A 19,578-nucleotide genomic window follows, 5' to 3' on the forward strand; every position below is an offset into this window, starting at 1 on the left:
CGATATCGTGTCGCTAGATGCGCAGGTGCTGCACCACGTAGTCGATGAACACCCGCAGTTTGGGCGATGCATAGCGGCTGGCCGGCCACAGCAGCGAAAACGTCACCGTCTGTTCCATGTGTTCGGCCAGGATGACCTGCAGGCGGCCGTCCTTCAGTTCATCCTCGATGATGAAGGTGGGCAGGAAGGCGATGCCTTCGCCCTGCAGCAGCGCGTAGGTGATCGCTTCGATGGTGCTGCACGTCATGCGCTCCGCCAGTTGCGGCTCCGGCTCGTCCGCCGCCAGCTTGAAGGGCCATCGCTCGATGCGGCCGGTGGCGGCGAACTTGTGCAGCAGGCAGTGGTGCCGCGCCAGTTCGCGCGGATGTACGGGCGTTCCATGCCGCGCCAGGTAGGCCGGCGAGGCCACCACCACCTGCGGACAGGCGCCGATGCGGCGCGAGGCCAGGCGCGAATCGTGGTGGGTGCCGGTGCGGATCACGGCGTCGAAACCTTCTTCGATGATGTCGACCATGCGCTCGGACAGGTCGATCTCCAGCGCGATGTCGGGATAGCGGCGCATGAAGCCCGTCAGCGTCGGCATCACCAGGCCGGTGAGCTGCGGCGTGCTGACGCGCAGGCGGCCGCCGGGTTTGCCGGAGAGCTCCGACAGTTCCGCTTCCGCCGCCTCCACTTCGCTGAGGATGCGCCGGCAGCGCTCCAGGAACAGCGCACCTTCGGCGGTGAGCGTAATGCTGCGGGTGCTGCGGTGGAACAGCCGCACCGCCAGCCGCTCTTCCATGCGGGCGATGCCCTTGCCGACGGCTGACGAGGATACCCCCAACTGCGCGCCGGCCTTGGTGAAGCTGCGCGTCTCGGCGACGGTGACGAACATCGATATGCCGTTCAGGCTGTCCATATGGCTGGCTCGTTAAAAAGGCTATTGCGGAAGTATCTGTCCGATATATTGGGAATTGCAAGCTATTTTTCTTTTGCAGGACATCCCTTACATTGGCTGTATCCCTAACCGAGTGAGCAAATCATGAAAAACCTGATGTCCCCAGTAGCAGTCGGCGCCTACACCTTCAACCACCGCGTGGTGCTGGCGCCGCTGACCCGCATGCGCGCCGAAGCCGGCGCCAAGCCCGGCCCGCTGATGGCGGAATACTATGCACAGCGCGCCTCGCAGGGCGGCCTGCTGATCGGCGAGGCCACTATCGCCGCCGAAAACGGCAACGGCTACCTCGGCGCGCCAGGCCTGTACGACGACAGCCAGATCGCCGGCTGGAAGCTGGTGACGGAGGCCGTGCACGCGAAGGGCGGCAAGATCTTCCTCCAGCTGTACCACGCGGGCCGCCAGTCCAACAAGGACGTGCAGCCTGCCGGTAGCATTCCGGTCGGCCCATCCGAGGTGCCGCACGGCGGCGTGGCCTACACCACCGAGGGCTGGGTGCCGAACACGCCCAACCGTGCATTGACGATCGCTGAAATCGAAGGCCTGGTCGAGAGCTTCCGTCTGGCCGCCATCCGTGGCAGGGAAGCGGGCTTCGATGGCGTCGAGCTGCATGCCGCCAACGGGTACCTGTTCGACCAGTTCCTGCAGGACGGCAGCAACAAGCGCACCGATATCTATGGCGGTTCGTTTGAAAACCGCGCGCGCTTCCTGATGGACGCCGCCAAGGCCGTGATCTCGGTCTGGGGCAGCGACAAGGTGGCGGTGCGGATCGGCCCAAGCGGCAGTTGGGGCGACATGTCGGACACCGATCCGGAAGGCCTGTTCACCTACGTGGCGGCTCAACTGGCGCAGCTGCGGCTGGCCTATTTGCACCTGATCGAGCCGCGCATCGCCGGCAATATCGAGGACGAGAGCCGCAACCAGGCGCCGCTGGCCGCGCAGTCGATACGCAAGCACTACGCGGGCACCATCATCGCCGCCGGTGGCTTCGACCGGCAATCGGCCGACGCCATCCTCGCGGCGGGCGACGCCGACCTGGTGGCGTTCGGCCGCCACTTCATCGCCAATCCGGACCTGCCGGAGCGCTTCCGTAACGGCTGGCCGCTGAACGACTACGACCGTCCGAGCTTCTTCGGCGGTACGGAAGCCGGCTACACCGACTATCCGTTCCACCAGGAGCAGGCATTGGCGGCCTGAGTGTGTGCTGGCGCTGGCCGGCGGCCCGATGACGGCGCGCTCAAGCCTTAGTCGGCGGCGACCTGCACCACCACCTTGCCGCGCGCCGTACCGTCGAGCAGCGCGGCGTGGGCGGCGCTGACGCTGGCCGCGTCCAGCGTGTAGACGCCGGCGTCCAGCGTGACCTTCAATCTACCTTGGGCGACCAGCGCGGCGGCTTCCTTCATGATCGCGCCGTGGTGGGCGCGGCCTTTGCCGGACAACAGCGGCAGCAACGTGAACACGCCCGAGTAGGTCGCGGCGCGGAACGACAGCGGCGCCAGCGCGTGCGTGCCCCAGCCCAGGCAGCTGACCACATGGCCGCCGTACTGGCGCGCGGCGCGGAACGAGGCGTCCAGCGTGGCGCCGCCGACGGTGTCGTAGACCACGTCGAAACCCTCGCCGCCGGTGTGCTGCTGGACGTATTGTTCGACGCTGGTGCTTCGATAGTCGATGAAGGTGGCGCCCATGTTCTCGATGGCCTCGCGCTGGCCGGCGCCGCCGGTTGCGTAGACCTGTGCGCCGCGCGCCGCCGCCAGCTGCACCGCCATGTGGCCGACGCCGCCGGCGCCGCCGTGCACCAGCACTTTCATGCCCTCGCCGACGCGGGCGCGGTCGACCAGGCCTTCCCAGGCTGTGATGAAGATCAGCGGCAGGGCGGCCGCTTCGCGCATGGTCAGCTGCGGCGGCATGTGCGCCAGCAGGCGGGCGTCCACCGCAGCGTATTGCGCCAGCGAGCCTTGTACATCGCCTATGCCGCCCGTCATGCCGAAGACGCGGTCTCCGGGCGCGAAGCCCTGCACATCGTCGCCGACGCTGTCGACGATGCCGGCGATGTCGATGCCCGGCACGGCGGGCAGCCGGACCTGGGCGTGATCGGCCTTGCCGGCGGCGATCTTGGTGTCGAGTGGGTTGACGCCGCTGGCGATCACGCGCACCAGCACCTGGCCGGCGGCGGCCACAGGGCGGGCGATCCGTTGATCCGACAGCGGTGCGCCAAAGGTGTTCAATACGACGGCTTGCATGGTGTTCATGGTGCGGCTCCTCAGTGGTGGGTTGATGGAGCCATTCTGCGGCCGGAAGGCGGCCGGAAAAAGTGGGCCGCGCCGCATTCAGTATCCCGGAATCGTGGATAATCGGGCTGGAATCGCCCCGCCTAACAAGGAGAGAACGTGGACCGTCTGGATGCCCTCAAGGTTTTTTGCGCCGTCGTCGATGCCGGTGGCTTCAGCCGCGCGGCCGCCAGGCTGGGTATTTCGACATCCTCCGTGACCCACCAGATCGGCGTGCTGGAGGCGCATTTCGGCGTCAAGCTGCTGAACCGCACCACGCGCAGCATGTCGCTGACCGACGAGGGCCGCCGCTGCGTCGAGCAGGCGCGCCGGCTGCTGGAGGAGATGGATGAACTGGAGGGCAGCTTGAGCGACGCCCGCCAGGCGCCGCGCGGCAGCCTGCGGGTCGATATGCCGGGCATCCTGGCGCGCCGGTTCGTGGCGCCGGCGCTGCCGCGCTTCCTGGCCGCGTATCCCGAGTTGAGCGTGCGGCTGACGGCCAGCGATCGCCTGATCGACATGGTGGACGAGGGCGTGGACGTGATGCTGCGTATCGGCGAGCTGCCCGATTCCGCCCTGGTGGCGCGCAGCGTTTTCAAGAACCGCTATATCTGCTGCGCCTCGCCGGCGTTCATCGAGCGCCATGGCAGGCCGCAGCATCCCGACGACTTGAATGATTTCCCCTGCCTGAACTTCCTCTACCCCAAGGCGCGCCAGGTGCGGCCCTGGGTCTTCCAGCAGGACGGCCGGCCCTTCACCAGCACGCCGCGCGGCGCGGTGGCGATGGACCATGTGGAATCGCTGATCGAGATGGCGGTTGCCGGCGCCGGCGTGGCGCAGCATTTGTCGGTGTCGCTGATCGAGCCGTTGCGCAGCGGCGCGCTGCTGCCGCTGCTGCAACCGTGGCAGGCGCCGGGACCGGATGTGTCGGTGCTGTATCCGCAGCGGCACCAGCGCGCCGCCCGCGTGAAGGTGTTCGTGGACTTCGTCGAGGCCTTGTTCAAGGACGCCGCTGCTTGCGGACCGCCAGCGGATTGATGGTGCCGGCGCATTCGCCGCAGAAGCCATACAGCGACAGCGAGTGCTCGTGCAGCACGAAGTTGCGCTCCCTGGCCACCGCTTCCTGGCGCAGTTCGATCTCGGCGTCGAGGAATTCCTCCATGCGGCCGCAGTTGGTGCAGATCAGGTGGTCGTGGTGACTGCCTTCATTGAGCTCGAACACCGAGGCCACGCCTTCGAAGTGGCGCCGTATCAGGATGCGGGCGTCGGCGAACTGCATCAGCACGCGGTAGACCGTGGCCAGTCCCATGTCGATCTGCTCTTCATGCAGCAGCCGGTAGACGTCGTCGGCGTTCAGGTGCTTGCTTTTCGATTCCTGAAACAGCTGCAATATGCGCAGGCGGGGCAGGGTGGCTTTCAGTCCGAGCTTGCGCAGTTCCTGGGGGATGTCCATATCGCTCCATGATGATAATGATTCTTATTCTCATGGTAGCTGAATTTTATATAACTGGCAACGCATGCGCAGACGTGCGGTGTGGCAGCGTCGATAAGATGGCTGGCAGGGCAATATATTTGGTAGTTAAAAGCTATTTCTATTGATACTTAATTATTCGATTGTGTGGATTTTCGATAGAATTTTTGGTGCCTTACTCTAATTCATCGACAGTTGCCGTGCGGCAGTATAAAGTACTTACATCCGATTCAGTTCGTCGGAACGGCACCCGATGTGCCTCCATAACCATCCCACCTTGTTGAGTATGAGCGCCCTCCGTTGCGGACGGCCGGCGTCTTCGCGCGTCCTGAACACGGTTCATTTGGCGAACGCTTACAGGAACACGAATGACCGTTGAATTTTCACTATTGCGCACATTGACCTTCGGCTTGACGCTGCTCGCCTGCGCCGCCGCGCAGGCCGGCGACGGCGACGCGCCGCGCTGGACCTTCGGCGGCTACGGCACCCTGGGTCTGGTGCACAGCAACGACAGCCAGTCCGACTTCACCGCCAACGTCCTCAATCCCGGCAACGCCGGCGCCAGCCACGAGTGGAGCGCCACGGTGGACAGCCGCGTGGGCGTGCAACTGGGTCTGAACCTGGACAGCCGCTGGTCGGCGGTGCTGCAGGTGCTGTCCGAGCGCACGCTGCAAAGCGGCTATGCGCCGCAGGTCGAATGGGCCAACGTCAAATACCAGGCCACGCCGGACCTGAGTCTGCGCGTGGGACGCATCGCGCTGCCGCTGTTCCTGGCCGGCGACTACCGCAAGGCCGGCTATGCCTTGCCTTGGGTGCGGCCGCCGGTCGAGGTGTACGGCGCCATCCCGATCAGCAACAGCGACGGCGTCGACGCCAGCTACCGCTGGAGCGCGGCGGGTTTCAACAACGTCACCCAGGTGTTCTTCGGCCACACCGATATCGTCGTCGCGCCGCACACGCACGCGGTCGCGCGCGCGATGACGGGGCTGTCCAACACCACCGCCAGCGGCGCGCTGACGGTGCGCGCCAGCGCGATGTGCACCGAGCTGACCGTGGGGCTGGCGCGCGAGCTGTTCGACGGCCTGCGGCAGTTCGGGCCACAGGGCGCGGCGCTGGCGGGGCGCTACGACGTCGACGCCAAGCGCGCCGACGTGGTCTCGCTGGGCGCCAGCTACGATCCGGGCGCGTGGTTCCTGATGGGCGAGGTGGGGCGCATGAACGCGCGCTCCTTCTTGGGCGACAAGACCGCCGCGTATCTCAGCGGCGGCTACCGCTTCGGCGACCTGACGCCTTACGTGGCCTATGCCATGTCGCGTTCCAACACGCCGACGCGCATCGCGGGCCTGGACCTGCGCGGCCTGCCGCCGCAGCTGGCCGGCGCCGGCTTCCTGCTCAACGCCGGCTTGAACCAGATGCTGGAGACGATCCCGCAGCAGCGCAGCGTCACCGCCGGCGTGCGCTGGGACCTGCGCGCCAACCATGCGCTCAAGCTGCAATACGACCGCTACACGCCGCGCGATGGCTCGAACGGCACCTTCGTCAACGTGCAGCCGGGCTTCCAGTCCGGCCATCCGATCGGCGTGGTCAGCGCCTCGGTCGATTTTGTGTTCTGAGGGGGATGATATGCATACCCTTCGATCGATTGCGCTGCCGCTGGTGTTGGCGCTGGCGTGCGCCGGCGCCGGCGCGGCGGAGCTGGTGGTGATCGTCTCGGCCAGGAATCCCTTGTCCGCGCTGCGCCCCGAGCAGGTGGCCGACATCTTCCTGGCGCAGACCGGCCGCTTCCCCGGCGGCGACGAGGCCACCGCGCTGGACCTGCCGGTCGGCAGTCCGCTGCGCGATGAGTTCTACAACAGGATGGCGGCCAAGTCGCCGGCGCTGATGAAGGCTTACTGGACCAAGATGGTGTTCACCGGCCGTGGCCAGCCGCCGCGCGAACTCGATAACAGCATCGCGGTGCGCAAGATGGTGGCCGAGAATCCGTCGATGATCGGCTACATCGACCGCGCGGCGCTGGACGCCAGCGTCAAGGCCTTGGTGGTGACGCGATGACGGTGCGCGCCCGAAGCGAGACCCTGCGCCACCGCTGGCTGCGACGTGGCCTCGACACGCACGTCTCGCTGCCGCTGTTCGCCTTCCTGCTGCTGGTGGCGATCTGGGTGGTGACCTTCCACGAGGTCGACGCCGACCGGGTGCACGCGCGCGAGGCTGCCGCCGAGTCGCTGGGCGAGTTGATGGGCACTTACGAGGCGCAGGTGGCGCGCAGCCTGGACGGCATCGACCAGACGCTGCGCGTGCTCAAGTACGCGGTCGAGCGCAAGGGCGCCTTGGGCGCGCTGCCGGAACTGGGCCGCGAGGGCCTGCTGCCGCCGGGCGTGGTGTTCGTGGTCAGCATCGTCGACCGCAACGGCGTCACCGTCGCCAGCAATCCCAGGGCGCTGTCGATTTCGGTGGCCGACCAGGCTTACTTCAAGTTCCACCAGGAGCGCGACAGCGGCGCCACCTTCGTCAGCCAGGCCACGCGCGACGCCGCCAACACCGAATGGCATTTGCACTTCACGCGCCGGCTGGACGACGAGGCGGGCAACTTCGCCGGCATCGTCATCGTCGAAACCGATCCCGCCTATTTCACCAGCAGCTATGAGCGCAGCCGTCTCGGCGAGCAGGGCATGCTGGGCCTCGTCGGCGGCGACGGCGTGGTGCGCTCGCTGCGCGTCGGCGACAAGCTGTCCTTCGGCCAGCGCATGGAGCGGCCGGCCGGGCAGGTCGCCGTGGTGGAGGGCGTGCGGCGCTACATCGGCATGCGCGAGGTGCACGGCGTCGCGCTGAACGTGGTGGTCGGGCTGGCGGAGGCCGAGCAGATGGCTGTCTTCGAACGCCAGCGCCGCGAGAAGATCGGCGAGGCTTCGGTGGTCAGCGCGGCACTGGTGGCGGGCACCGCCCTGTTGTGGCTATGGTCGTGGCAGGGCTCGCGCCACCGCGCCCGCATGCGGCGCGCGCAGGAGACGTATGCGGCGGCGTCGCTGGCCAGCCTGGACGCCTTCTTCGTGCTGCGCGAAGTGCGCGACGCCGGCGGCGCGATCATCGATTTCCGCTTCGTCGACGCCAATTCGCGGGCCGAGAAGATGACGGGGCTGAGCAAGGAGCGGCTGCGCCAGACGACCTTGTGCGGCCTGATGCCGCAGGCGCGCGGCAACGGCATGTTCGACCACCTGGTGCATGTGACCAGGGTGGGCGGCGTGCATGAGCAGGAATGGGAGAGCAATATCCCGCAGCTGCGGGCGCGCTGGCTGCATCAGCAGGTGGTGCCGGTGGAGGGCGGGCTGGTGGCCATCGTGCGCGACATCAGCGAACGCAAACTGGCCGAGGGCCGCATGCAGCACCTGGCGCACCACGACACGCTGACCGGCTTGCCGAACCGCGGCCTGATCGCCGAGCGGCTCGAGCTGACCATCGCCCAGGCCAGCCGGGGCGGCGGTTCGGTGCTGGTGGCCTTCATCGACCTCGATGGCTTCAAGCTGGTCAACGACGGGCTGGGACACAACGCCGGCGATGAGCTGCTGAAGGTGGTGGCCGCGCGCATGAGCGCCTGCCTGCGCGCCGGCGACACCGTGGGGCGCTTCGGCGGCGACGAATTCGTGCTGCTGTTGAACGAGCCGCGCCACGGCGAGGACGCGGCGCCGGTGCTGGAGCGGGTGCGCGAGGCGGTGCTTGAATCGATCGACGTGGGCGGGCAGGAAGTGCAGGTCAGCTGCAGCATCGGCGTGGCGGTCTATCCCAACGACGGCGCCGACGCCGGGACGCTGCTGATGCATGCCGACGCCGCCATGTACCGCGCCAAGGACATGGGCAAGAACAACTGCCAGTTCTACACGCGCGAGATGAACGCCAGCATCGAGGAGAAGCTGGTGCTGCTGGAGGGCCTGCGCGGCGCGCTGGACGACGGCCAGTTCCGGCTGGTGTACCAGCCCAAGGTGGACCTGCGCACGGGCCGCGTGTTCGGCGTGGAGGCGCTGGTGCGCTGGGAGCATCCGGAGCATGGCTGCATCGGGCCGGACCGCTTCATTCCGCTGGCCGAGGAAAGCGGCATGATCGTCGCGCTGGGCGAGTGGGTGCTGCGCACCGCCTGCCGCCAGAACCGCGCCTGGCAGGAGGCCGGCCTGGCGCCGCTGCGGATGGCGGTCAACGTCTCGCCGCGCCAGTTCGAGGAGCAGGGCCTGGTGCCGCGCGTGGCGCTGGCGCTGGCCGACAGCGGCCTGGCGCCGGAATGGCTGGAGCTGGAGGTGACCGAGGGCGTCATCATGCGCGACCTGACGCAGGCCGTGGCCAAGATGGGCGAGTTGCGGGCGATGGGGGTGTCGCTGTCGATCGACGATTTCGGCACCGGCTATTCGAGCTTGTCGGCGCTGAAGTCGTTCCCGGTCAGCACCTTGAAGATCGACAAGTCCTTCGTGCGCGACCTGGGCATCAGCGAAGGCGACCAGGCGGTGGCCAGTTCCATCATCGACCTGGCGCACCGGCTGCACCTGCGCGTGATCGCCGAGGGCGTGGAGACCGAGCAGCAATGCGCCTTCCTGCGCCAGAACGGCTGCGACGAGATGCAGGGCTACCTGTTCAGCCGTCCGCTGCCGCCGGAACAGCTGCGGCTGCTGCTGGCGGGGCAGGCCGCGCCGCACGTTACCGAGCCGCAGCCTTGCCTGCTGGCTTAGCCGCACGTTTGATGTGAAACAAGGCCGGTGCGCGGCCGGCCATCTACTCTGGACATTCGTTCCCGAGCCGGCGGTGGCTTTCATGCACATCCCTATTTCCCTGCTGTTGTTGCCCTTGTGCCTGGCCGGCTGCGCGGCCGACCTGCATCGCGCGCCGGGGCCGGGCGAGCCCGACGTCATCCCGATCACCGAGGAGTTGCTGGCCGCGCAGGGACGCCACGCGCCGGAGGCGGCCGGCGCGGGGAGCGCGGCGGTAGGTTCCTCGGCGACCGGTGCATCGGGTGGCGGCTTGGCGGCCGCCTCCTTGCCGGCCGGGCCGGCCGGCGGGCCTTACCGCCTCGGCGCCGGCGACGTGCTGGCGATCACCGTCTGGGACCATCCCGAATTGACCGGCGCCGTCGCGCGCGACCAGGGCGCGGACGGCGGCGCGCTCGGCCCGCCGGCGGCCAGCTTCGTGATCGACCAGGACGGCATGCTGGAATTTCCCTTCGCCGGCAAGCTGCACCTGGCCGGGCGCACGCGCGAGCAGGCGCGCAGCCTGCTGGCAGCGCGGCTGGCGCGCTACTTCCGCGCGCCGCGCGTGACCGTCGGCGTGCAGGCCTACCGCAGCCAGCGCGTCTACCTGGACGGCGAGGTCAAGGCGCCGGGCCTGCTGGCCATCAACGACATCCCGATGACCTTGCTGGAGGCGATCAACCGCGCCGGCGGCATGCTGCCCGGCGCCGACCAGAGCCGCATCACGGTCGAGCGCGGCGGCCAGCGCCACCGCGTGGACCTGGTGGCGGCGCTGCGCGGCGGCCGCCATCCGGCCGCGCTGCTGCTGGCCGACGGCGACATCGTGCGGGTGCCGCCGCGCGACGAGAGCAAGGTGTTCGTCGGCGGCGAGGTGCTGGCGCCGCGCGCGCTGACCATGCACGACGGCCGCCTCACGCTGAACGAGGCGCTGGGCGAGGCCGGCGGCATCAGTCCGCAGAGCGGCGACGCCGGCCAGGTGTACGTGGTGCGCCACACGCCGCAGGGTGCGCGCGTGTACCGCCTCGACGCGCGGCCGGCGCGGGCGATGGCGCTGGCCGAGCAGTTCGAGCTGTGGCCGCGCGACGTGGTGTATGTGGCGGCGTCGCCGCTGGCCAATTGGCACCGGACCATCAGCCAGCTGTTCCCCGGCGAGCTGTCGTCGGCGGTCGGCGCCACCCGGCCCTAGGAGGCGGCATGAACGACGCACACGATACTCCTCTGTTGCGCCCGCCAAGCGGCGGGGCCGTGCAGTTGATCGCGCCGGGCGCGGCGCCGCCCGAGCCCGGCGCGCTGCCGTGGCGCAGCTACGCGCACGTGCTGGCGGGGCGGCGCTGGCTGGTGGCGGCGGTCGCGCTGCTGTGCACGCTGGTGGCGCTGGTGTACGCGGTCGCCGCGCGTCCGGTGTACGAGGCCAACCTGCTGTTGCACGTCGAGGAGGACAATCCGAACGCGTCCAGGAACATCCTCAACGACGTGTCGTCGCTGTTCGAGACCAAGAAGGCGGCGATCGCCGAGATGGAACTGCTGCGCTCGCGCCTGGTGGTGGCGCGCGCGGTCGACGCCCAGCACCTGTACATCCAGACCGCGCCGCGCTACTTCCCGCTGGGCGGGGCCTGGCTGGCGGCGCGCGGCGACGGCCGGCTGTCGCGGCCGGGCTTGCTGGGCTACGGCGGCTATGTGTGGGGTGGCGAGTCGATCGCGGTGTGCCGCTTCGAGGTGCCGCTGGCCTGGTACAACCGGGATTTCTTCATCACCGCGCTGGGCGGCGGGCGCTACCGGCTGAGCGACGCCGGCGGCCGCGTGCTGCTCGAGGGCGCGGCCGGCGCGCTGGCGCACCAGGACGGCGACGGCGTCGAGCTGCAGGTGGAGAGCCTGCGCGCGCAGCCGGGCGGGCGCTTCGTCGTGCGCCGCACCACGCGGCTGGCGGCGCTGGAGCAGTTGCAGAACGCGCTGCAGATCAGCGAGCAGGGCAAGCAGTCGGGCGTGATCGCGGTGCGCCTGCAGGGCCACGACGCGCAGCAGGTGGCGGCGACGCTGGGCCAGATCGGCGCCGAATACATGCGGCAGAACCTGGCGCGCCGCAGCGAGGAGGCGGAGAAGACGCTGGCCTTCCTCGACCAGCAACTGCCGGCGCTCAAGGCTCAGCTGGAGCAGGCCGAGCTGCGCTACAACGGCTATCGCGGCAGCCACGGCAGCATCAATATCGACCAGGAGGTGCGCATCGCGCTCGACAGCCTGGCGGCGGCGCAGGCGCGGCGCAGCGCGCAGGTGCAACGGCGCGCCGAGCTGCTGGGCCGCTACACGGACGAGCATCCGCTGCTGCGGGCGCTCAACGCGCAGGCGCGGGCGTCGGAGCGCGAGATCGGCGCGCTGCAGGAGCGCATCGCGCAATTGCCGCTGCTGGAGCAGGAGCAGTCGCGGCTGGCGCGCGAGGTCAAGGTCGACACCGATCTGTACACGGCGCTGCTGAACACGGCGCAGCAGTTGCGGCTGGTGGCGGTGGGGCGGGTCGGCAATGTGCGGCTGGTGGACGCGCCGGTGGCGCCGGAGCGCGCGCTGCTGCCGGACCGGCCGCTGATCGTGGTGCTGGGGCTGGTGACCGGCCTGTTCCTGGGCACGCTGCTGGCGTTCGCCAGCCGGGCGGTGCGCGGCGGCATCGACGCGCCGGCGCGCATCGACGCGCTACTGGGCGCGCACGCGGTGCAGGCGGTCATTCCGCACAGCCGGCGCCAGGCGCGCTGGCGGCGGTCGCGCACGCAGGGGCCGCTGCTGCTGGCGCGGGCGGCGCCGGACGACGCGGCGGCCGAGGGCCTGCGGGCGTTCCGCGCGGCCTTGCTGTTCGGCCTGGCGCGCAGGCGCAACAACGTGGTGTGTTGCCTGGGGCCGGCGCGGCGGGTGGGGGCGTCGTTCGTGTCGGTCAACCTGGCGTTGCTGCTGGCGGCCGGCGGCCGGCGCACGCTGCTGATCGACGCCGACCTGCGCGACGGCAACCTGCACGAGCATTTCGGCGTCGGGCGCGCGGCCGGGCTGGCCGACTGCCTGGCCGGCGCGCTGGCGCCGCAGCAGGCCGTGCGGCGCGAGGTGGCGCCCGGCCTCGATTTCATCGGCGCCGGCAGCGTGCGGGCCGGCCCGGCCGAGCGGGCTGAGCTGCTGCAGCGCTTCCAGCCTTCGCAGCTGCTCGAATCGCTGGGCGCGCATTACGACGTGGTGCTGCTGGCGGCGCCGCCGTTGCCGGCCCGGGCCGATGCGCTGGCGGTCGCGGCGCTGGCCGGCGCGGTGTTCCTGGTGGCGCGCGCCGGCGTGACCACCGAAGCCGAGCTGTGCGATGCGATCCGGCGCCTGAACCTGGCCGGCATCGCGCCGCACGGGGTGCTGTACAACGATGCCTGACGGCAGCTAATTCCTGTTGACATTTTGTCTTGCCAGAATTTTTTTCTAAAAGCATTGAACTATAGAATTTGATTCAGATCAAACCTCGCTCATTCACTTAATGTAGCGAGGAACGTCTGATGAAGAAATCTGTCATTTACCTGTCTCAAGGAAACGTCGTGGCCGGCGGCGTGTGCGCGGTGTTGCTGGCTGCCTGCGGCGGCGAAGGCGGCGCGCCCACCCCGGCCCCGCCGGCCCGGCTGGCCGCCGAGGCCAGCTACAACGGCCTGCTGGCCGGGGCCGAGCTGTACGTTTCCCCCGCAGGCTCGGACAGCAACGCCGGCACGCAGGCGGCGCCCTTCCTGACCATCGCCAGGGCGGCGCAGGCGGCCACGGCAGGCGCGACCATCCACCTGGCGCCGGGCCGCTATGCCGGCGGCTTCCGCACCGCCGCCAGCGGGACGGCGACGGCGCGGATACGCTATGTGTCGGACACGCGTTGGGGCGCGAAGATCGTGCCGCCGGCCAGTTCCACCAATGACGTGGCCTGGGACAATCGCGGCAGCTACGTCGACATCGACGGTGTCGAGGTGGACGGCAGCGCGGTCCAGGCCGGCACGCGCTGGAGCACCGGCATCTATACCGCCGGGGCGTTCGGCACGGTGCGCAACAGCCATGTGCACCATATCGGGCAGGGCGGCTGCGTGTCCGGCGGCGGTATCGGTTCGGACAGTTATTACGGCGGCGCCAGCAACGATGTGTTGGCCAACGTGGTGCACGATATCGGCGCGGCCGGCTGCAAGAGCATGTACGGCGTCTACATCAACACGGCCGACAGCGAGGTCAAGAACAACCTGGTCTACGGCGTGTCGAACGCGGCGGTGAACCTGTGGCATGACGCGACGCGGGTGGCCGTGAGCAACAACACCATCTTCGCCGCGTATGTGGGCGTGGTGGTGGGCAGCGGCGACTATTACCACGCCACGGCGGCGGGCGACTACGACCGCGTGAGCAACAACATCGTGTATGACACCACCTATGGCGTGATGGAGCTGGGCACGATCGGCACGCACAACACTTATGCGAACAACCTGATGTATCTGCAGACGTCCTACGCCTATTTGCTCAGCAGGAGTTTCGCGGTGGCGACGATCGCCGCGCCGCCGCAGTTCGTCAACTACGTGCGCAGCGGTGGCGGCGACTACCATCTGGCGGCGGCCTCGCCGGCGATCGACAGGGCGCTGGCGGCCGACGCGCCGGCCACCGACCTGGACGGCAAGGCGCGGCCGTACGGCGCCGCCTCCGATGTCGGCGCGTACGAGTACGTTGGCGGTACGCCGACACCGACACCGACGCCGACGCCGGCCACGGCCAACCAGCTGTACGTGGCCACCACCGGTTCGGATGGCAACCCAGGCACCCAGGCCGCGCCATTGCGGACCATCGCCCGCGCGGCGTCGCTGGCCGTTCCCGACACCACGGTGCACGTGGCGGCGGGCACCTATGCCGGCGGCTTCAAGACCACCGCCAGCGGCTCCGCCGGCGGCCGCATCTACTACCTGTCCGACACGCGCTGGGGCGCGCGCATCGTGCCGCCGGCCAGCTCCAGCAACGACACGGCCTGGGACAACCGTGGCAGCTATGTCGACATCGTCGGCTTCGAGATCGACGGCAGCGCCACGCAGGCCGGCACGCCGTGGACGCACGGCATCTACAACGGCGGTTCCTACGACGCGATCCGTGGCAACCATGTGCACCATATCGCGCTCGGCGGCTGCACCAGCGGCGGCGGTTCGGCCATCGGAATCGACGCCTACTACCACGGCGTGATGGGCGACGTCGTCGGCAATGTGGTGCACGACATCGGGCCGGCCGGCTGCCGCTGGGTGCAGGGCATCTACCTGAGCACGTCCGGCAGCGTGGTCAACAACGTGGTCTACCGCGTGTCCGAGGCGGCCATCCATTTGTGGCACGACGCCAGCCATGTGGTCATCGCCAACAACACGGTGTCGTCGTCGGACACCGGCATCATCGTCGGCGGCGGCGACTTCTACTTCACCAGCGGACCGGACGACTACACGCACGTGGTCAACAACATCGTCTACGACAACCGCTACGGCATCTCCGAGCAGGGCTCGACCGGTACGCACAATACCTACAGCAACAACCTGTCGTTCCAGAACAGCAGCTACAACTGGAGCCTGCTCAACGGCCTGAGCGCGGCCGCCACGGTGACGGCCGACCCGCAGTTCGTCGCCTACAGCCGCAGTGGCACGCCGGACTTCCACCTGCGCAGCATCTCGCCCGCCAAGGGCGCCGGCACCACCAGCTACGCGCCGTCCGTCGACATCGAGGGCACGCCGCGTTCGCCGGTCAGCATCGGCGCCTACCAGTAGGCCCGGACGTTCGGCCGAGGCTGGCGCGGCGGCCGGTTCGTGGGCGGCGGCCGGCACCCGCGCCGGTCGGCCGGCTCACGACGTCCGGCTGCGGGGCCGGCGGGGTGGCCGGCTCGCCGCCGCGTTCGGCCAGCCAGCGCCGGATGCGCCGCCGCAGGCGCGCCGTCTGCGCCTCGAACGGCAGGTGGAACAGGTAGGCCAGCGCCACCACCACGGCCAGCATGGCGGCATACACCGCCAGGCTGGCCGGCTGCCGTGGCGACAGCGGCGCGCCGCCGCGGTAGGTCCACAGCATCTGCTGTAGCGGGATGTGCACCACGTACAGCGTGAACGAGAAGCTGGCCAGGAAGGCGCCGGCCGCGGCCAGCCAGCGGCGCGGCGGCGCCCCGCGCTCCAGGCTGCACAGGCACAGCAGGGCCAGGGCGCCGAACAGCAAATGCGGCAGCCATGTGGCCGTGCTCAGGTCGCCGTCCGGGCCGCGCAGGCGCAGCCAGACCGCCACGCCGATGGTGCCGGCCACGCAGGCGCGGCGTCCCCACGGCCCGGCGTCCCAGCGCAGGCGGGAGGCGCCCGCGCCCAGCAGCCACAGCGTGAAATACAGCAGCATCACGGGCGGCAGGCGGCTGGCGATCGCCAGCGCCGCCCCGGCCGCGCCCGCGCGCACGCGCACGGTGGCGCCGCGCGCTGCCAGCAGCAACAGCGGGAACAGCGCGTAGTACCAGGTTTCGTTGGCCAGGCTCCACAGCGGGAAGTTGCCGCCGAACGCGGGCACGGCCAGCGTCTGCACGCCGGCCAGGTTGCCCAGCAAGGTGAGCAGCGACCAGGGCTGGCCGCCGCCGACGTCGGCGCTGGCCGCCAGCGTGCCATCGGCCAGGCCGAGCAGCAGCATCAGCGCGAAGGCCGGCAGCAGCACGATCCACAGCCGCGTCAGGCGGTCGATGCCGTAGTCGCGCAGCGCGTGCGGGCGGCCGTGGCGGTCGAGCAGGCTGCCGCCGACCAGCCAGCCGCTCAGCACGAAGAACAGCACCACCGCCAGCTGCGCGAAGCCGGTCGCGAACGCCAGCGCCTGGTACCACAGCGGCGGATGCTCCAGCGTGCGCAGGCCGGGGAACACCTGCGCGCGCAGATGGGCGGCCGCCACCTGCAGCGCCGCCAAGCCGCGCAGCAATGCGATCCACGGCGACGGCTGGTCGCGCGGCGTCAGGCGGCTGCGCGCAAGCAGGCGCCGCCGCGCGGCCGGCGCCAGCAGCACCGCCAGCGTGCAGAACACGATGCGCAGGTCGCCGCCGAAGCTGCGCTCGCGCACGTAGCGCAGGTAGTATTCCAGCTTGATCGGCAGCACCTGTTGCAGGTAGGCCTGCTCGGGGTCGGCCGCGCGACGCAGGATCTCGCCCTCGTCGCGGAAGCGGATCGCGGCCCAGTCGGTGATGCCGGGCGGCACCGACAGCACCAGCGCGCGCGCGGCCGGCGGATAGTGGGCCACGTAGCGCGACACCTCGGGGCGCGGGCCGACCAGGCTCATCTGGCCGAGCAGCACGTTGAGCAGCTGCGGCAGCTCGTCGAGCTTGTGGCGGCGCAGCAGCCGGCCGGCGCGGGTGGCGCGGGCGTCGTCGGCCAGCGACAGTTGGCCGGTCTCCTCGGCCGAGGGCGCCATCGTGCGGAACTTGCGGATGTCGAAGGGGCGGCCGTGGCGGCCCACGCGGCGCTGGCGGAACAGCACCGGGCCGGGCGAGTCGCACTTGATCCACACGGCCAGCAGCAGCAACAGCGGCGCCAGCAGCACCAGCCCGGCCAGCGCGGCGGCCACGTCGAACAGGCGTTTGGCTAACATAGCAGCTCCCTGAGCGCGGCGATCACGCGCGCCTGGTCGGCGTCGCGCATGCGGGTGTACAGCGGCAGGGTCAGCAGCATCGGCCAGCTGGCCTCGGCCTGCGGGAACTGTTCCGGACGCAGCCGGTAGCGCTCGCGCCAGTAGGGCTGGCGGTGCAGCGGGATGTAGTGGACGCTGGTGCCGATTCCGCGCTCGGCCAGCAGCTCGATCAGGCGGTCGCGCGCCAGCGGGGCGTCGGCGCGCAGGCGCACCGGGTACAGGTGCCAGGCGTGCCGGCTGCCGGGGCCGGCGTCCGGCGGCAGCCGCAGCGGCAGGCCGGCCAGGCCCTCGCGGTAGCCGCGCGCCAACGCCTGGCGGCGTTCCAGGAAGCGGCCGATCTTGCGCAGCTGCTGGCGGCCGACGGCGGCGGCGACGTCGCCCAGGTTGTATTTGTAGCCGGGCGCGACCACCTGGTAGAACCAGGCCGGGCGGCGCGAGGTGTAGCGCTCGAACGCGTCCTCGCTGATGCCGTGCAGGCGCATGGTGCGCGCGCGCCGGCACAGCGCGGCGTCGCGGCTGACCAGCATGCCGCCCTCGCCGGTGGTGATGGTCTTGTTGGCGTAGAAGCTGAACACGGTGGCGTCGCTGTCGAGCGTGCCGACCAGGCGGCCGTTGTGGACGGTGGGGAAGGCGTGGGCGGCGTCCTCGACCACGCGCAGGTCGCGGGCGCGCGCCAGCGCCAGGAGGGCGTCCATGTCGCAGGCCAGGCCGCCGTAGTGCACCGGCAGGATGGCGCGCGTGCGCGGCGTGATCGCGGCTTCGGCGGCGGCCGCGCTGATGCCCAGCGTGGCGTCGTCAATGTCCACGCACACCGGGTCGGCGCCCAGGTAGCGCACCACCTCGGCGGTGGCGGTGAAGGTCATGGTCGGCACCAGCACCTCGTCGCCGGGGCCGATGCCCAGCGCCTCCAGCGCCAGGTGCAGGCCGGCGGTGGCCGAGTTGACGGCGATGGCCTCGACGCCGCCGCCGAGGTAGGCCGCGAAGTCCCGCTCGAACTGGCGGCAGACCGGGCCGCTGGTGATCCAGCCCGAACGCAGGCATTCAAGGACCGCCTCGGCCTCCTCGGGGCCGAGGTCGGGCAGGGCGAACGGCAGGAAGCTGTCGTCGGGCGATGCGGCGGGCGGTCTCGGCGCGGGCGTGCACAGGCCGGGTGCCGATGGGGCGGGTGCGGACAGGACCGGCGTGGACGGGGCGGTCGCGGATGCGGCGGGCGCACACGTGGCGGACATGGGCGCGGCGGACGTGGGCATGGCCGGGGCGTGCAAGGGGCGGGACGGCTTCATCATGGTCTCCTCGGTGATGTGCGCTTTACGCGGGCGCGGCGCAGGCGGCCAGGAAGCGGTGCGCCAGGATGCGGTAGTCGAGCCGCTCGCGCGCGTAGGCGGCGCCGCGCGCGCCCAGCGCGGCCCGCTCGGCGGCCGGCAGCGCGGCCAGGCGGGCGATGGCGTCGGCCAGCGCGGCCGGGTCGTCCGGCGGCGTGCTCAGGCCGCAGCCGGCCTCGGCCACGGGATCGTTGGCGGCGTCGACCGCGTGGACGATGGGCCGCGCGGCCATCATGTAGTCGCCCAGCTTGTTGGGGGAGATGCCGTAGCGGTACAGCGGCTGGCGCTGCCAGCCGAGATAGGCCAGGTCGAAGCGCGCCAGCAGCGCCGGCATGTAGCGCCGCTCCAGCGCCGGCAGGAAGTGCACGTTGTCCAGCCCGGCCTCGGCGGCCTGCCGGCGCAACGCCTCGCGCGCCGGGCCGGCGCCGGCCAGCACGAAGGCCAGCGGGTGGCCGCGCAGCCGCACGGCGGCCGCCAGCAGGTTGTCGAGCGCGTTGGCGGCGCCGTGGCTGCCGGCGTAGCCGACCACGATCTGCCCGCGCAGGCGCTCGAACAGCGCGGCGGCCGGCGCCGGCAGCGGCGCCAGCCGGCCTGCCATTCGTCCGGACAGACGCCGTTGGGCACCACGTGCAGCTTGTGCGGCGCCATGCCGCGCGCGGCCATGTGCGCGGCCGCGTTGGGCAGCAGCGAGATCACGGTGTCGGCGTGGCGGTAGGCGTAGTCCTCGGCGGCCTGCATCAGCACGATGAAGGGGTGCCAGCGCGACATGCCGCCCAGCAGCATCGGCGACAGCGGCCACAGGTCGTGCACCTCGAACGCCAGGCGGGCGCCGGCCAGGCGGGCGATGCGGCGCGCCGGCCAGATGTCGGCCGGGTAGGTGCTGGAGGCGATCACCAGGTCCGGCCGGGCGGCGCGCGCCAGCGGCCGGGCGCCGCGGTACAGCGCGGCGACGAAGGCGGCCATGTTGGCCGCGCGCGCCACGCCATTGCCGTGGTAGGCCGGCGCCGCATGCCAGCGGTAGGCGATGCCGTCGATGGTCTCGTCCAGCACGGCCCGCCCCCCTAGCTGCGGCGCGCGGTTGCGCAGGTGGCTGTGGGCGGCGGCCACGATGCGCACGCGGTGGCCGGCGCGCACCCATTCGCGCGCCAGGAAATACGGCCGGTATTCCATGCCGTGGCGGACCGAGCCGGCGTAGTGGTTGATCAGCAGGATGTTCATGCGCGCT

14 protein-coding genes and 1 pseudogene are annotated in these 19,578 nt (G+C 70.3%); 8 read left to right on the plus strand and 7 right to left on the minus strand.

Going from position 1 to position 19,578, the window contains the following annotated elements; translation table 11 throughout:
- Positions 1 to 13 precede the first annotated feature (13 nt).
- On the minus strand, positions 14 to 898 hold the full coding sequence (locus HUX88_RS27845; protein WP_176363864.1) for a LysR family transcriptional regulator: 885 nt from the start codon (positions 896 to 898) through the stop codon (positions 14 to 16).
- Positions 899 to 1,021: 123 nt separating this feature from the next.
- Between HUX88_RS27845 and HUX88_RS27850 the strand changes: the two genes are divergently transcribed.
- Positions 1,022 to 2,131, plus strand: a complete 1,110-nt coding sequence (locus tag HUX88_RS27850) for an alkene reductase (protein WP_176363865.1) — start codon at positions 1,022 to 1,024, stop codon at positions 2,129 to 2,131.
- A gap of 47 nt (positions 2,132 to 2,178) precedes the next feature.
- On the opposite strand, the gene HUX88_RS27855 is transcribed toward HUX88_RS27850, so the two are convergent.
- Entirely contained in the window at positions 2,179 to 3,183 is a 1,005-nt protein-coding gene (locus HUX88_RS27855) for a zinc-dependent alcohol dehydrogenase family protein (RefSeq protein WP_176363866.1), read from the minus strand.
- Between the two features lie 138 nt (positions 3,184 to 3,321).
- Between HUX88_RS27855 and HUX88_RS27860 the strand changes: the two genes are divergently transcribed.
- On the plus strand, positions 3,322 to 4,239 hold the full coding sequence (locus tag HUX88_RS27860) for a LysR family transcriptional regulator (RefSeq protein ID WP_117010016.1): 918 nt from the start codon (positions 3,322 to 3,324) through the stop codon (positions 4,237 to 4,239).
- On the opposite strand, the gene fur is transcribed toward HUX88_RS27860, so the two are convergent.
- Positions 4,202 to 4,654, minus strand: coding sequence for a ferric iron uptake transcriptional regulator (fur, locus tag HUX88_RS27865; protein ID WP_117010017.1), 453 nt, complete (start codon positions 4,652 to 4,654; stop codon positions 4,202 to 4,204). The two genes, HUX88_RS27860 and fur, sit on opposite strands and share 38 nt — an antisense overlap.
- A 386-nt stretch (positions 4,655 to 5,040) precedes the next feature.
- On the opposite strand from fur, the gene HUX88_RS27870 reads away from it, so the two are divergent.
- The 6 genes from HUX88_RS27870 (at position 5,041) to HUX88_RS27895 (ending at position 15,161) form a co-directional block, all read left to right on the plus strand.
- A complete protein-coding gene (locus HUX88_RS27870) occupies positions 5,041 to 6,285 on the plus strand; it encodes a porin (RefSeq protein ID WP_176363867.1) in 1,245 nt (414 codons plus the stop codon).
- Positions 6,286 to 6,295: 10 nt separating this feature from the next.
- On the plus strand, positions 6,296 to 6,724 hold the full coding sequence (locus HUX88_RS27875) for a phosphate ABC transporter substrate-binding protein (RefSeq protein ID WP_176363868.1): 429 nt from the start codon (positions 6,296 to 6,298) through the stop codon (positions 6,722 to 6,724).
- Positions 6,721 to 9,381, plus strand: coding sequence for an EAL domain-containing protein (locus HUX88_RS27880; RefSeq protein ID WP_176363869.1), 2,661 nt, complete (start codon positions 6,721 to 6,723; stop codon positions 9,379 to 9,381). Before HUX88_RS27875 ends, HUX88_RS27880 begins: the two co-directional genes overlap by 4 nt.
- An 82-nt stretch (positions 9,382 to 9,463) precedes the next feature.
- On the plus strand, positions 9,464 to 10,582 hold the full coding sequence (locus HUX88_RS27885) for a polysaccharide biosynthesis/export family protein (protein WP_176363870.1): 1,119 nt from the start codon (positions 9,464 to 9,466) through the stop codon (positions 10,580 to 10,582).
- A gap of 8 nt (positions 10,583 to 10,590) precedes the next feature.
- Positions 10,591 to 12,786 carry a GNVR domain-containing protein gene (locus tag HUX88_RS27890; RefSeq protein ID WP_176363871.1) on the plus strand — a complete coding sequence of 732 codons (2,196 nt, stop codon included), beginning with the start codon at positions 10,591 to 10,593 and terminating at the stop codon, positions 12,784 to 12,786.
- A gap of 119 nt (positions 12,787 to 12,905) precedes the next feature.
- Positions 12,906 to 15,161 carry a DUF1565 domain-containing protein gene (locus HUX88_RS27895; protein WP_176363872.1) on the plus strand — a complete coding sequence of 752 codons (2,256 nt, stop codon included), beginning with the start codon at positions 12,906 to 12,908 and terminating at the stop codon, positions 15,159 to 15,161.
- Here HUX88_RS27895 and HUX88_RS33195 read toward each other — a convergent pair.
- The 4 genes and pseudogenes from HUX88_RS33195 to HUX88_RS33205 all read right to left on the minus strand — a co-directional run.
- Complete coding sequence (locus tag HUX88_RS33195; protein WP_176363873.1) at positions 15,139 to 16,992, minus strand: sugar transferase; 1,854 nt, start codon at positions 16,990 to 16,992, stop codon at positions 15,139 to 15,141. The two genes, HUX88_RS27895 and HUX88_RS33195, sit on opposite strands and share 23 nt — an antisense overlap.
- On the minus strand, positions 16,986 to 18,317 hold the full coding sequence (locus tag HUX88_RS27905; RefSeq protein WP_229219583.1) for a DegT/DnrJ/EryC1/StrS aminotransferase family protein: 1,332 nt from the start codon (positions 18,315 to 18,317) through the stop codon (positions 16,986 to 16,988). The genes HUX88_RS33195 and HUX88_RS27905 overlap by 7 nt, the downstream gene beginning before the upstream one ends.
- Positions 18,318 to 18,339: 22 nt before the next feature.
- Positions 18,340 to 18,951, minus strand: a complete 612-nt coding sequence (locus HUX88_RS33200; protein ID WP_308937154.1) for a glycosyltransferase — start codon at positions 18,949 to 18,951, stop codon at positions 18,340 to 18,342.
- Positions 18,952 to 19,013: 62 nt separating this feature from the next.
- Positions 19,014 to 19,571: pseudogene (locus tag HUX88_RS33205) on the minus strand (glycosyltransferase); the annotation flags it as partial.
- Between the last annotated feature and the right edge of the window lie 7 nt (positions 19,572 to 19,578).

The sequence above is a fragment of the Duganella sp. BJB1802 genome, from assembly GCF_013369445.1.
GTDB lineage: Bacteria > Pseudomonadota > Gammaproteobacteria > Burkholderiales > Burkholderiaceae_D > Rugamonas > Rugamonas vulcania_A.